Annotated in this window: 13 protein-coding genes and 1 riboswitch; of the genes, 6 read left to right on the forward strand and 7 right to left on the reverse strand. The window is 75.3% G+C overall.

Features of this window, described 5'->3' with window-relative positions; all coding sequences use genetic code 11:
- Nucleotides 1–72: 72 nt before the first annotated feature.
- Both AB0L25_RS08165 and AB0L25_RS08170 read right to left on the reverse strand, forming a co-directional pair.
- A complete protein-coding gene (locus AB0L25_RS08165; protein WP_500169956.1) occupies nt 73–447 on the reverse strand; it encodes an Rv2175c family DNA-binding protein in 375 nt (124 codons plus the stop codon).
- An 80-nt stretch (nt 448–527) separates the two neighbouring features.
- Nucleotides 528–1,763, reverse strand: coding sequence for an NAD(P)/FAD-dependent oxidoreductase (locus tag AB0L25_RS08170; RefSeq protein WP_500169858.1), 1,236 nt, complete (start codon nt 1,761–1,763; stop codon nt 528–530).
- 90 nt (nt 1,764–1,853) lie between these two features.
- Nucleotides 1,854–1,966: riboswitch (TPP riboswitch) on the forward strand.
- Here AB0L25_RS08170 and thiO point away from each other — a divergent pair.
- From thiO to AB0L25_RS08200, 6 genes are all read left to right on the forward strand, one after another.
- Entirely contained in the window at nt 1,956–3,083 is a 1,128-nt protein-coding gene (thiO, locus tag AB0L25_RS08175) for a glycine oxidase ThiO (RefSeq protein ID WP_500169860.1), read from the forward strand. (Overlaps the previous riboswitch by 11 nt.)
- Complete coding sequence (gene thiS, locus AB0L25_RS08180; RefSeq protein ID WP_500169862.1) at nt 3,080–3,280, forward strand: sulfur carrier protein ThiS; 201 nt, start codon at nt 3,080–3,082, stop codon at nt 3,278–3,280. The genes thiO and thiS overlap by 4 nt, the downstream gene beginning before the upstream one ends.
- A gap of 2 nt (nt 3,281–3,282) precedes the next feature.
- Nucleotides 3,283–4,083, forward strand: a complete 801-nt coding sequence (locus AB0L25_RS08185; protein ID WP_500169864.1) for a thiazole synthase — start codon at nt 3,283–3,285, stop codon at nt 4,081–4,083.
- 158 nt (nt 4,084–4,241) lie between these two features.
- A complete protein-coding gene (locus tag AB0L25_RS08190) occupies nt 4,242–5,252 on the forward strand; it encodes a DMT family transporter (RefSeq protein WP_500169866.1) in 1,011 nt (336 codons plus the stop codon).
- A 36-nt stretch (nt 5,253–5,288) separates the two neighbouring features.
- The gene (pknB, locus tag AB0L25_RS08195; RefSeq protein ID WP_500169867.1) at nt 5,289–7,307 is read left to right on the forward strand and encodes a Stk1 family PASTA domain-containing Ser/Thr kinase; all 2,019 of its coding nucleotides are present in this window, start codon (nt 5,289–5,291) and stop codon (nt 7,305–7,307) included.
- A 45-nt stretch (nt 7,308–7,352) separates the two neighbouring features.
- Nucleotides 7,353–8,204: a deoxyribonuclease IV gene (locus AB0L25_RS08200; RefSeq protein ID WP_500169869.1), complete on the forward strand. Its 852-nt coding sequence runs from the start codon at nt 7,353–7,355 to the stop codon at nt 8,202–8,204.
- A gap of 427 nt (nt 8,205–8,631) precedes the next feature.
- On the opposite strand, the gene AB0L25_RS08205 is transcribed toward AB0L25_RS08200, so the two are convergent.
- The 5 genes from AB0L25_RS08205 to AB0L25_RS08225 all read right to left on the reverse strand — a co-directional run bounded on the left by AB0L25_RS08205 (nt 8,632) and on the right by AB0L25_RS08225 (nt 13,323).
- Nucleotides 8,632–10,071 carry a sodium:solute symporter family transporter gene (locus AB0L25_RS08205; RefSeq protein WP_500169871.1) on the reverse strand — a complete coding sequence of 480 codons (1,440 nt, stop codon included), beginning with the start codon at nt 10,069–10,071 and terminating at the stop codon, nt 8,632–8,634.
- A complete protein-coding gene (locus AB0L25_RS08210) occupies nt 10,068–10,406 on the reverse strand; it encodes a hypothetical protein (protein ID WP_500169873.1) in 339 nt (112 codons plus the stop codon). The genes AB0L25_RS08205 and AB0L25_RS08210 overlap by 4 nt, the downstream gene beginning before the upstream one ends.
- Nucleotides 10,399–11,190, reverse strand: coding sequence for a LytR/AlgR family response regulator transcription factor (locus AB0L25_RS08215; protein ID WP_500169874.1), 792 nt, complete (start codon nt 11,188–11,190; stop codon nt 10,399–10,401). The genes AB0L25_RS08210 and AB0L25_RS08215 overlap by 8 nt, the downstream gene beginning before the upstream one ends.
- A 75-nt stretch (nt 11,191–11,265) precedes the next feature.
- Nucleotides 11,266–12,609, reverse strand: a complete 1,344-nt coding sequence (locus tag AB0L25_RS08220; RefSeq protein WP_500169876.1) for a histidine kinase — start codon at nt 12,607–12,609, stop codon at nt 11,266–11,268.
- Between the two features lie 90 nt (nt 12,610–12,699).
- Nucleotides 12,700–13,323 (reverse strand): sulfite oxidase-like oxidoreductase, encoded by a 624-nt coding sequence (locus AB0L25_RS08225; protein ID WP_500169878.1) that lies wholly within the window; start codon nt 13,321–13,323, stop codon nt 12,700–12,702.
- Between the last annotated feature and the right edge of the window lie 104 nt (nt 13,324–13,427).

Consider the following 13,427-nt stretch of genomic DNA (forward strand, 5'->3'; position numbering starts at 1 on the left):
GGTGGGGAGGACTTCCTTCCGGGGCAGTGCTGCGGGGGCCACGCGCGCGCGTGACCCCCGATGGGCGGACGGTCAGAACGCCAGGGCCTGGGCGCGGCGCCGCACCTCGGTCCCCCGGTTCTCGGTGAGCGCCTCGACCGGCGTGCCGGGCAGCGTGTCGTCCGCGGTGAACAGCCAGCGGACGGTCTCGACGTCGCTGTAGCCGGCGTCGGAGAGCACGGTGAGCGTGCCGGACAGCCCCTTGATCACCTGGCCCTCGTGGACGAAGGCCGCCGGGACCATCGGCTCCCCCTCGCGGCGGACCGCCAGCAGCTTGCGCTCGCTGATGAGCTGCTTGATCCGGTTGGTCTTGATGCCGAGCCGCTCGGCGGTCTCCGGGAGGGTGAGCCACTCGCCGGCGAGGGCGTCGGTCCGGGGGTCGAGTGCGCTTTCAACGGTTGCGTGCATCTGCGTCACGCCCCCTTGCTACCACGCCTTCGAAACCGGCAAACCCCCTCGACGACCACCTGTTTCGCCAGGACGCTCCGCTACGCGCGAACGGCCTGGCGGACGGGGGTGTCGGGGTCGGCGAGGAGGGCGGGGTCGACGGACGCGCCGGACGCGATCGCGCGGCGGGCCTGGACGAGGTCGCGGGGGCGGTCGACGGTGAGGATCGCGTCGAGGCGGTCGCCGGTGAGCCACGCGAGGGCCCACTTGGGGCCGTCCGGGTCGCCGCGCCGGATCATCCGCTCGGACGCCGCGTGGTTCCCGGCGTACTGGACCATGCGGCCGAACTGCTCGGACCAGAAGTACGGGGCCGCGTCGTAGGCGGCGTCCTCGCCGAGGAGTGTCGCGGCGGCGATCTCGGGGGCGTTGAGGGCGGTGTCCCAGTGCTCGACGAGGAGCCGGCGCCCGTAGCGGGACGACCACCAGGCGGCGCAGTCGCCGACGGCGACGATGTCGGGGCGGTGCTCGCCGGGGGCGCCGGGTTCGGCGCCCTCGTGGGAGGTGCGGAAGGCGGCGTCGGTGACGACGCCGCGTTCGAGCAGGAGGCCGGAGCCGGCGAGCCAGCCGAGGTCGGGGCGGACGCCGACGCCGACGACGACCGCGTCGGCGTCGATGCGGCCGGGGGCGCCGTCGGCGGCGAGGACGAGGCCGCGCTCGTCGACCTCGGCGACCTTCACGCCGGTGCGCAGCTCGACGCCGGCCTCGGCGTACCAGCGGGCGGTCAGGGCGCCGGCCTCGGGGCCGAGGGCGTTCGCGAGGGGCGTGTCGGCGGCCTCGACGACGGTGACCGCGCAGCCCTTCTTCGCGGCGGTGGTGGCGACCTCGGCGCCGATCCAGCCCGCGCCGACGATCGCGACGCGGGCGCCCGGGACGAGGAGGCCGCGCAGCTCGCGGGCGTCCTCGATGGTGCGGACGACGTGCTGGCGGCCGTCGCCGGGCAGCGTGATCGGGGCCGCGCCGGTGGCGATGACCAGGCCGTCGAAGGGCAGGTCGCCGGCCGTGGTGGCGACGACGCCGCCGCGTCCGGGCGCGCCGGGGCGCAGCGCGGTGGCCCGTTCGCCGAGGAGGAGCTCGCAGCGCAGGGCGTCCCAGTCGGCGTCGACGGTGGTGTCGTCGGAGTCGCCCGCGAGGACGGCCTTCGACAGCGGCGGCCGGTCGTACGGCCGGTGCCGCTCGGCCGAGACGAGGGTGAGCGCGCCCTCGTACCCCTTCCTGCGCAGGGCCTCCACGGCGCGCACGCCGGCCAGCCCGCCACCCACGACAACAAGCCTCTCCATGGCGCTCACCCTAATGGGGCCGCTTTTGCCTGGACACCTGTCCAGACGGTCATGTGCGTCACAGCGGCCGTAAAGTGGGGGAAGAACACCCAGAACACCCGCGGGAGTCCGGTGCGACCGGGCTGAGAGGGCGGCTGAACGGGCCGCCGACCGCCTGACCTGATCCGGATCATGCCGGCGAAGGGAGCGCGCATGGAGATCGTCGTCATCGGGGCCGGGATCGTCGGCCTGGCCGCGGCGTGGCGGACGGCCGGACGGGGCGGCACGGTGACCCTCGTCGATCCCGCGCCCGCGAGCGGCGCGACGTCCGTCGCGGCGGGAATGATCACCCCCGTCAGCGAGCTGGCCTACGGCGAGGAGCCGCTGCTGCGGCTCAACCTCGCGTCCCGCGACCGCTACGACGCGTTCGTGGCGGAATTGGAGGAGCTCACCGGGACCGCCACCGGGTACCGGAACGACGGCCTGCTCCAGGTCGCGTTCGACTCCGACGACCTGGCCGTCCTGGACGACCTGCGCCGCTTCCAGGAGAGCCTCGGCCTCCCCGTCGAGGCGCTCACCGGGCGGGAGTGCCGCAAGCGGGAGCCGATGCTGGCGCCGGGCGTCCGGGGCGGGCTGCTCGCCCCGCACGACGGGTCCGTGGACCCGCGCCGGCTCGCCGCGGCGCTGCTGGCGGCGTGCGAGAGGTCCGGCGTGCGGGTCGTGCGGCGCCGCGCGGCGGGCGTGGTCGTCGAGCGGGACGCGGCGGCGGGCGTCCGCCTGGACGACGGGACCGTCCTGCGGGCCGACCGTGTGCTGCTGTCCGCGGGGCCCTGGTCGGGCGACCTCGAGGGCCTGCCCGCCGGGACCGTCCCGCCCGTCCGTCCCGTCAAGGGCCAGGTGATCCGGCTGCGCGCCCGAGTGCCGTTCCTGCGGCGGTGCGTCCGGGGGCTGGTGAAGGGTTCGCCGGTGTACCTGGTGCCGCGCGCGGACGGCGGCGAGATCGTCCTCGGCGCCACGCAGGAGGAGCTCGGATTCGACACCCGCGTGACCGCCGGCGGGCTGTGGGAGCTGCTGCGGGACGCCCGCGAGCTGATCCCCGGCGTCACCGAGCTGGAGTTCGTCGAGGTCACGGCCGGGCTGCGGCCCGGCTCCCCCGACAACGCCCCGGTCATGGGCGCCTCGGACGTGCCGGGGCTGGTCCTCGGCACCGGGCACTTCCGGCACGGCGTGCTGCTCGCGCCGGTCTCGGCGGACGTGCTGGCCGCGGCGCTGCTCGGCGACCCGGTGCCCGAGGTCGCCCGCCCGTTCTCCCCCGATCGATTCTCCGAGGTGAAGCGATGAAGGTCATCGTCAACGGCGAGCCGCGCGAGCTGCCCGAGGGCACCAGCGTGGCCGCCGCCGTCGCGGCCGTGAGCGCGGCGCCGTCCGGTGTGGCGGCCGCGCTGAACGACGAGGTCGTCCGCCGGGCGTCCTGGGAGGCGACGCCGCTGCGCGACGGCGACCGCCTGGAAGTGCTGACCGCCGTGCAGGGAGGCTGACGGTGAACGACGGGACGAACGAGACGGCGGCGCGGGACGACGCGCTGGTGATCGCGGGCGAGGAGTTCGGCTCGCGGCTGATCATGGGGACGGGCGGCGCGCCCAGCATGCAGGTGCTGCGGGAGGCGCTCACCGCGTCCGGGACGGAGCTCACCACGGTCGCGATGCGGCGGGTGGACCCGGCGGCGCGCGGCTCGGTCCTGGACGTGCTCGCGGAGTGCGGCATCCGCGTGCTGCCCAACACCGCGGGCTGCTTCACCGCGGGCGAGGCGGTGCTGACCGCCAAGCTCGCCCGCGAGGCGCTCGGCACGAACCTGGTGAAGCTCGAGGTGATCGCGGACGAGCACACGCTGCTGCCCGACCCGATCGAGCTGGTCGAGGCCGCCGAGCAGCTCGTCGACGACGGGTTCGTCGTGCTGCCGTACACGAACGACGACCCCGTCCTGGCGCGGCGGCTGGAGCAGGTCGGGTGCGCGGCGGTGATGCCGCTGGGCTCCCCGATCGGCTCGGGCCTCGGCATCCGCAACCCGCACAACATCGAGCTGATCGTCGAGCGGGCGGGCGTCCCGGTCATCCTGGACGCCGGGCTCGGCACGGCCAGCGACGCCGCCCTGGCCATGGAGCTGGGCTGCGACGCGGTGCTGCTGGCGACGGCCGTGACCCGCGCGCAGTCCCCGGCGACGATGGCCGCCGCGATGCGGCACGCGGTGGAGGGCGGGCGGCTCGCGCGGCTGGCCGGGCGGATCCCGAAGCGCCGGTACGCGCAGGCGTCGTCGCCGTTCGAGGGACTCGCCTCGATGTAGCGTTCCTTAACGGAGACCTCAAGAGTAATTCGCTGGACCTGAACAATGGACCGCTCCCAGACTGGGGGCGGTCCATTCGGGGTCCGGCTTGAGGTCCGGCGCGACCGCGCGCCGTACTTCGGGGTTCATCGAAACGATCCGAACCTAAGGTGCGCTTCATGGAACAGGACAACTCCCCTCCCGCCGCGGCGAAGGGCGTCGACCGGCGTGCGATCGCCGCCGCCACCGTGACGGTCGTCCTGTGGGCGTCGGCGTTCGTCTCCATCCGGAGCGCCGGCGAGGCGTACGACCCGGGCGCCCTCGCGCTCGGGCGGCTGCTCTCCGGGACGGTCGTGCTCGGCGCCCTCTGGCTCGTCCGCCGCGAGGGCCTCCCGCCGCGCGGCGCGTGGCCGGGCATCGTCGCCGCCGGCGTGCTGTGGTTCGGCGTCTACATGGTCGCGCTCAACTGGGGCGAGCAGCTCGTGGACGCCGGCACCGCGGCCCTCGTCGTCAACATCGGGCCGATCCTGATCGCGCTCCTCGGCGGCTGGCTGCTGAAGGAGGGCTTCTCCTCCCGGCTGCTCGCGGGCCTGGCCGTGGCGTTCGCCGGCGCCGCCGTCGTCGGGCTGTCGATGTCCGGCGAGAAGGGGTCGCCGCTGCTCGGCGTCCTGCTGTGCGTCGTCGCCGCCGTCACCTACGCGGGCGGGGTGGTCAGCCAGAAGCCCGCGCTGCGGCACGCGTCCGCGCTGCAGTTCACCACGTTCGCGTGCGCGATCGGCGCCGTCGCGACGCTGCCGTTCGCGGGGCAGCTCGCGTCGCAGGCCGCCGACGCCCCGGCGGGCGCGACCCTCAACATGATCTACCTCGGCGTCTTCCCGACCGCGCTGGCGTTCACCACCTGGGGGTACGCGCTGGCGCGGACGTCCGCCGGGAAGATGGGCGCGACGACCTACGCCGTCCCCGCGATCGTCGTGCTGATGTCGTGGGCGTTCCTCGACGAGGTCCCCGGAGCGGTCACGCTGCTCGGCGGCGCGCTGTGCCTGGCCGGGGTGGCCGTGTCGCGCAGCACACCGCGCGGGGAGCGGCGGCGCGGGCCGCGGACCGCCGCGTCCCCCGCCGCCGTGGACGTCCCGGCCGCCGCGCCGGCCGCGTCACCCTCCGCGCTCGACCATGCTCATACTCGCGACTGATGAGTTCCATGGGGAACCCGCCGTAGACTCGCACCGATGGACACGACGGTCGCAGATCCACTCGTCGGGCAGCTGCTCGACGGGCGCTACCGCATTGAGTCCCGCATCGCCCGCGGCGGCATGGCCACGGTCTACCTCGCGCGCGACAGCAGGCTCGACCGCGTCGTCGCGGTCAAGGTGATGCACGCCGGCCTCGCCGCCGACGAGGACTTCGTGCACCGCTTCATCGGCGAGGCCAAGGCCGCCGCCGCGCTGTCGCACCCCAACGTCGTCGCCGTGTACGACCAGGGGACGGACGGCGAGCGCGGCTACCTGGTGATGGAGTACGTCGCGGGCCGGACGCTGCGCGACGCGCTCGCCGCCCGCGGCCGGTTCGGGCCGCGCGCCGCGCTGGAGACCATGCTGCCGGTGCTGGCCGCCCTCGGCGCCGCGCACCGCGCCGGGCTCGTGCACCGCGACGTCAAGCCGGAGAACGTCCTCATCACCGAGGACGGCCAGGTCAAGGTGACCGACTTCGGGCTCGCGCGGGCCGAGTCGGCGAGCCGGATGACCCGGACCGGCGTGATCATCGGCACCGTCGGGTACCTCGCGCCCGAGCAGGTCACGTCCGGCAGCGCCGACGTGCGCTCGGACGTCTACGCCGCCGGGATCATGCTGTTCGAGCTGCTCACCGGCCGGCTCCCGCACGAGGGCGACACGCCGCTCGCCGTCGCGTACAAGCACGTCAACGAGACCGTGCCGCCGCCGTCGGAGCTCGTCCCCGGGCTGCCGCACCGGGTCGACGAGCTCGTCACGGCCGCGACGAGCCGCGACCCCGCGCACCGCCCGCAGGACGCGAACGCCTACCTCGCCGCGGTCGCCGAGGTCCACGGCGGGCTGCCGCCGGACCTCGACGCCCGGCTCGAGGAGGCGTCCCGCGGCGCCACGACCGTCCTGGAGGCGCCCGCCGACGCCACGCGCCTGGACGGCGAACCGGCCGGGGACGGGCGCACGGAGACGCTCCCGCCCGTGCCGCAGACCTCGCCCGTCCGCTTCCCCGAGGACGTGCGCGGGCACACCGCCGTGCTCGATCCCGGCGAGGACCCGGCGGGCCCGCCGCCGCGCTCCCGCGGCGACCGCGTCATCGGGGCGCTCACCGGCCGGTACGTGCTCGTCGCGATCGGCGCGATCGCCGCCGTGATCCTCGGGTGGGCCGTCTGGTACCAGACGTCCGGGCAGTACGAGCACGTCCCGGGCGACATCGTCGGGATGGAGCTCGCGGACGCCCGCGGCGCGCTCGCCGACGCCGGGATCGCCGTCCGCGTCGCCGAACCCGTCTACCACGACCGGATCCGCAAGGGCCTGGTCGCGAAGTCCGACCCGGGCGCGGGCGCCCGCGTCGGGCAGGGCGAGACCGTCACGCTGACGCCGTCCAAGGGGCTCACGCCCCGGGCCGTCCCGGACGTCGAGGGCAAGACGCTCGACGAGGCGAAGAAGATCCTCGCCGACGACGGGTTCCGGGTCGGCGGGACGAGCACCCGCGAGTCGCAGACCGTCCCGAAGGACCGCGTCATCGGCACCGACCCCGACGCCGGGAAGGAGCTGTCCCCGGACGAGCCGGTCTCCGTCGTGCTGAGCAGCGGCATGTCGATGCCGGACCTCGTCGGCTCGAACGGCGAGACCGCCGCGAACCAGCTCCGCTCGCTCGGCCTGAACGTGACCGTCCGGGAGAAGCGCGTCGAGGGCAAGGCGCCCGGCACCGTCGTCGGGCAGACCCCGGCCGAGGGCACCGGCGTGTCCCGCGGCGACGAGGTGACGCTCGTCGTCAACGAGCGCGACTGCATCATCGACGCGGGCCCGATCCAGTTCGGCTGCGACGGCGGCGCCGCCGCCGAGAAGATCCCGGTGCCGGACGTCACGAACCGCACCGTCGACGACGCCACCGAGATCCTGAAGGACTCCGGGTTCGAGGTGAACGTGACGGGCTGGGGCGGGAACACCGTCCGGTTCCAGACGCCCGGCGGGGACGCCACGGCCGCCCGCGGCTCCACGGTCACGATCGTCCGGGCGCCCTGAATCGGCGGCCGGGGGGCGCGGGACGGCGGATAGGCTGGAGGGACCATGACCTCTCCGCAGAGCCCCGTCGGGGCCCACGTCCCGGTCGCCGGCGGGCTCGCCACCGGCGGCCTGAAGTACGCCGCCGAGATCGGCGCCGAGGCGATCCAGGTGTTCGTCGCGAACCCGCGCGGGTGGGCGCTCCCCGTCGGGAAGCCGGCCGAGGACGCCAAGCTCCGTGACCGCGACGACGTGCCCGTCTACGTGCACGCCCCGTACCTGGTGAACTTCGGCTCCCCGAGCGAGGAGACCCTCGAGAAGTCGATCGCGACGGTCCGGCACTCGCTCGAGCGGGGGCACGTGATCGGCGCGCGGGGCGTCGTCGTCCACACCGGCTCGGCCGTCAGCCAGTCGTACGACGCCGCGATGCGGCAGGTCCACGAGCACGTCCTCCCCCTGCTGGAGGAGATCCCGGACGACGGCCCGCGGCTGCTGCTGGAGCCTATGGCGGGGCAGGGCAAGATGCTGTGCGCCAAGGTCCAGGACCTCGGCCCGTTCTTCGAGCGGCTGGAGCACCACCCGAAGCTGGGCGTGTGCTTCGACACCTGCCACGCGTTCGCCGCGGGGCACGACCTCGCCGCGCCGGGCGGCGTCAAGGAGACCATCGACGCGCTGGTCGAGACGGTCGGCGCGGGACGGCTCGACCTCGTCCACGCCAACGACTCCAAGGACGCGTGCGGTTCCGCGAAGGACCGGCACGAGAACATCGGCGCGGGGCAGATCGGCGAGGAGCCGTTCGCGGCCCTGTTCGACCACCCGGCCGTCGCGGGCGTCCCGTTCATCATCGAGACCCCGGGCCGCGACCCCGGCCCGCACGGCCGCGACATCGCGACGCTGAAGCGCCTGCGCGACGCCTGAACGCACGGCCCCGGACGAACGCACGGGCCCGGCCGGGAAACACCCGAGCACGAAAAGAGCTCGGGTGCCGATGAACAACCCCCCGACTGTCCACCGGCACCCGAGCCACAGGCCGTCGGGTCCCACCCCCCCGGTACGGGACCCGGCGACTCACGATCCGGCGGCGACTGGCGTTCGCCGGATCTCCGGGTGTGCTGTTGTGGGAGGTTCCGCGGCCGGCGGACGTCCGTCCCCCGCGCCGCCCGCCCCTCCGAAGGCGGGTGTTGCTCGTGGTGCCACTGAGAACACTAAGCCCGTGATGCGCAGATCGGCACCCCGGACACGCCGCCCGCGATGAACGGTCCGTAGTCATAGATGTGCGTAGCGTAGTCATACGGTGAGCGGTCGGTTTCGCGCGACGAACGGGCGGAGCGCGCGTCCGTCCCGGTCAGCCGGCCGGAGGGCGGTCGGACGCGCCGTCCGGCAGGTGCAGCCGCGCCAGGGCGCGGCCCGCGTGGCGCGGGACGCTGCGGCGCGTGAGCAGGGACACCGCGACCATCACGGCCGCCGCCGCGGGCGCCGCCGCCGCGGCCGGGACCGCGCCCCGCCCGGCGAGCTGCGCCGCCCCCGCCGCGAGCGCCAGGCAGCAGCCGCACACCAGACCCGCGACCGCGCCGGGCGCGGTAAGCCCGCGCCACCAGATTCCCAGCAGCAGCAGAGGGCACAGCGTGCTCGCGGAGACGGCGAGCGCCAGGGTGACGAGTGCCGCCGCCCCGTGCGGGCCGAGCCGCGGCATGACGGCCAGCGGCGCGGCGAGCACGACCACCGCGCTCGCGCGGGACACGGCCGCCCCGCGCCGCCGCGCGTACTGCGCGACCGTCCCGCCGACGGCGACGGCGACGCCGCACGAGGCGGTGACGAACGCGGCGAGCGCGCCCGCCGCCAGCAGCCCCGTGAGCAGCGCGCCCGCCGTTCCCGGGATCGTCCGTTGCGGCAGCAGGAGGAGGGCCGCGTCGGCCCCGGTTCCCGGCGCGGCCGCCCCGTGCCGGCGTCCGAGCACGCCGTACAGGACGGCGACCACCGAGGACAGCGCGACGAGGACCGTGACGTACGCCGCCGTCCTGCGCGCCGCGCCGCCCCCGCCGCTCGCGTAGAAGTGCATGAGGATCTGCGGCAGCCCGACGGTGCCGAGCGCGACGCACGCGACCAGCGCGTACGTCCCGGCGGTCCCGGGGGCGCCGCCCGCGGCGGGCACGGCCCGGACGTCCGGCGCCGCGTGCGCGTGCCACAGGACGGCCCCCGCCAGGACGGGCACGGTCAGCGCCGCGAGCTTCGCCCAGAAGTGGACGGCCTGGAACGCGGTGACGCTCCGCACGCCGCCGGACACCACGAGGACCGACGCCGCCGCGACGCCGATCGTCCAGCCCGTCCAGTGGGGGCCGCCGGTGAGCACGTACAGCGCCACGCCCGCGCCGTGGAGCTGCGGCAGCAGGTAGCACCAGCCCACCAGGCAGACGCAGCCGGTGGCGGCGTGCCGGGCGCCGCGCGAGCCGAGCCGCCACTCGGCGAAGTCCGCGACGCTGTACGCGCCGGACCTGCGCAGCGGCGCGGCGACGAACGCCGCCAGCAGGGCGCACCCGGCGGCCGCGCCCACGGGCAGCCACAGCACGCCCGTCCCGTGGGCGAGGACGAGCCCGGCGGCGCCCAGGTACATCGCGGCGCACAGGTGCTCGCCGCCGACCGCGGCGGCGTTGCGCCACGGCGGCACCTCCCGCGCCGCGTCCGCCAGTCCGGGCACGGGACGGGCCGACGCCCGGCGCGCGCCGCGCCGCGCCGTGAACGCCACGGCCAGTGCGACGAGCACGGCCGCCAGGGCCGCCGCGCTCACCGGGAATCGACCGCCCGAACGCCCGGCTCCCAGCGGAATGCGCGGCGTCGAATGCGGGGTGGGCGGGGGGTTTCGGTTCGTTCGGCGCAGCGGACGTGCGCCAGTGCGGCGGCCGCGAGGGCGGCGGGGACGGCCGGGGCGAGGGGGGCGGGGAGCAGCGGCAGGGCGGCGACGGCGGCCGTGACGATCGCGCCGGTGCGGAGGGCGATCAGGAGCTGGGCGCGGGCGGCGTCCCGGCCGGTATGGGACGGGTCGGGGTCGGACGCGTCGGGGGCGTCCGCCGGGGGCGCGGCGGTCGTATGGTGCGGGTCGGCGTCGGTCGTCGCCTCAAGCACGGCGGCCGTCCCCGTCGCAGTCGTCGCGCTGCTCGTGGTGGAAGCGGCGGACGAGCAGGTCGCGGACCTCGCGGGTGTGGCGGCGGCTCACCGGGAGCAGTTCGTCGCCGATCTGGACGGCGGCGCGCCCGCCGTCGAAGCGGAGTTCGGTGATGTGCGCGGACGCGACGAGGGTGCTGCGGTGGATCCGGATGAACCCGGCGTCCTCCCACCGTTTGGTGAGCGCCGACAGCGGCATCCGGACCAGGTATCCCCCGTCGGGGGTGTGCAGGCGGACGTAGTCGCCCTGGGCCTCCACGTGGGTGACCGAGCGGCGGGAGACGAGGCGGGTGCGGCCGCCGAGCTCGACCGGGATCATCTCGTCGTCGGGGTCGGCGCGGCTCTCCTCGCCGGGCGGGTCGGGGCGTCCGGCGGCGGCCGCGACGCGCCGGACGGCCTCCGCGAGCCGCTCGGGCCGGACGGGTTTCAGCAGGTAGTCGAGGGCGCCGAGGTCGTACGCGGCGATGGCGCAGTCGTCGTGCGCGGTCACGAACACGACGTGCGGGGGCGCGGCGAAGCCGGTCAGCAGGCGGGTGAAGTCCAGCCCGTCGAGGCCGGGCATGCGGATGTCGAGGAACACGGCGTCCAGGCGCTCGCCCTCGACGAGCATCCGGCTCAGGTCGCGAAGCGCCGACGAGGCGTCTCCCGCGCCGGTGACCCGCTCGATCCGCGGGTCCCTCCGGAGCAGGTGGGTGAGCTCCTCCAAGGCGGGGCGTTCATCGTCGACGGCCAGAACGCGAAGCATGAGGGCGACTTTGCCGCGATTACCGACCGTCCGCAATCGATTCCGAAAAGTGAGTGGCGTGTCGGCGTGAGATTTTCAGTCCGGGAACACTCCCGGACGGTACTTGGGGACGCGCAGCTCCACCCTGGTGCCGGCGCCGAGCGCCGTCCGGACCGTCAGCCCGTACTCCTCTCCGTAGACCTGCCGCATGCGGGCGTCGACGTTCGCCAGCCCGATTCCGGTGCCGCCGCGGCGGGACCGGCCGCCGGACACGCTCCCCCACCCGGTCGGGCCGGGCCCGCCGACGGGGGCGGAGAGGATCTCCTGCAGCCGCTCGGGGTCCATGCCGACGCCGTCGTCCTCGATGCTGATCGCCGCCTCGGGACCGGAGTCGCGCGCCGTGATCGAGATGTGGAACGCGTCGCGGGCGTCGGCCATGCCGTGCCGGACGGCGTTCTCGACGAGCGGCTGCAGCGCCAGGAACGGCACCGCGACGGGCAGCACCTCCGGCGCGATCTCCACCTGGAAGCGCAGCCGCTCCCCGAACCGGGCGCGTTCCAGCAGCAGGTAGCGGTCGATGGAGCGCAGCTCGTCGGCGAGGGTGGTGAAGTCGCGGGCGTTGCGGAACGAGTAGCGCGCGAAGTCGGCGAAGTCGAGCAGGAGTTCGCGGGCCCGTTCCGGGTCGGTGCGGACGAACGACGCGATCGTGGTCAGCGAGTTGTACACGAAGTGCGGGGAGATCTGCGCGCGCAGCGCCCGCATCTCGGCCTCCGCGACCCGCTGCCGCGCGGCGTCCAGTTCCGCGAGCCGGAGCTGCCCGGCGACCAGCCGGGCGGTCTCGCCGACGGCGCGGACCCGGGCGGCGGACGGCCGGTGCCAGTACGCGACGAACGCCGCCTCGACGCCCCGCCCGGCGGACGCGCCGGGGACGTCGGGCCCGGCGGGCCGCCCGACGGCGACCGGCGCGATCATCGCGGTCCGCAGGCGGCAGGCGTCGCTCGGGCAGGCGAGCCGGTCGGCGCCGATCACCCGGGGGCGGCCCGAGGCCAGCACCGGCAGCGCGAGGTCGACCGCGTCGCCGGCGTGGGGGGCGCGGCCCGCGCCGTCCCAGGCGAGCAGCACCGCCGCCCCGGGCGCCGGGTCGTCCGCGGGGTCGTCCTCCTCGATCGCGGAGCGGAGCGCGACGAACGCGACGGCCTCCGCGTCCAGCAGCGCCCGCAGATGCCGGACGGACCGGCGTGCGGCGTCGCCGCTCAGCCCGGTGCGCAGCGGGGGCGACGCCAGCGTGATCGCGTGCAGGGCCGCGAACGCCGCCCGCTCGTCCGGCACGGCGGGGCCCCGGCCGGGGAACGGGAGCCGGCTGCGCAGCGCGCACGCTCCCACTGCGGCGCCGGCGGCCACGGCGCACGCCACGGCGTCCAGAACGGACGGTAGGACCATGACGACTTACGGTAACGGCTGTCGTCCGCGTGGGTCGGTGTGTTGGCCATTTACGAAGGTCTCGGATGGGCCACGCCGCGCCGCGGGACGCTAGAGCGGCGGCGCCTCGCCGGCGTCCTCCTGGTAGGAGTACCGCTGCTCGCGCCACGGGTCGGCGACGTTGTGGTAGCCGCGCTCCTCCCAGAAGCCGCGGCGGTCCTTCACCAGGTACTCCACCCCGCGCACCCACTTCACGCTCTTCCACGCGTACAGGTGCGGGACGACGATGCGGATCGGGAAGCCGTGGTCGGGCGTGATCCGCTCGCCGTCGCGGTGCGTCGCGAACATCGTCCCCTCGGCGAGGAAGTCCGACATCCGGATGTTGGCGCTGTAGCCGTACTCGGCCCACACCATCACGTGCGTGACCTCGGGGGCGGGCGGCGCCAGCTCCACGATCGCCGAGCCCGGGACGCCCTCCCACTCGTTGTCGGGGATCGTGAACTTGGTGACGCAGTGGAAGTCGGCGACGGCCTTGGTGCGGGGCAGCGCGTCGAACTCGTCCCACGTCCAGCGGTGGTGCCCGCCCGACGCGGTCGCACCGAAGACGCGGAAATCCCAGTCCTTGGGACGGAACTTCGGGACGGGGCCGTAGTGGAGGACCGGCCATCCCCGGGGGACGTACTGACCGGGCGGCAGGTCCCGCCGCTGCTGCGTGGGCTCTTCGGGATGGGACATGACGCCGCCATCCTGCCATCAGGCGTGAGCTGAGCCATATTCGGCCCCCTCGCCACCACCCCCGTCCCGCGTCGGCTATGGTGAGGCCCATGCGCAACGTCGTT

The organism is Spirillospora sp. NPDC052242, assembly GCF_040679555.1.
In the GTDB taxonomy this organism is placed as follows: Bacteria; Actinomycetota; Actinomycetes; order Streptosporangiales; family Streptosporangiaceae; genus Spirillospora.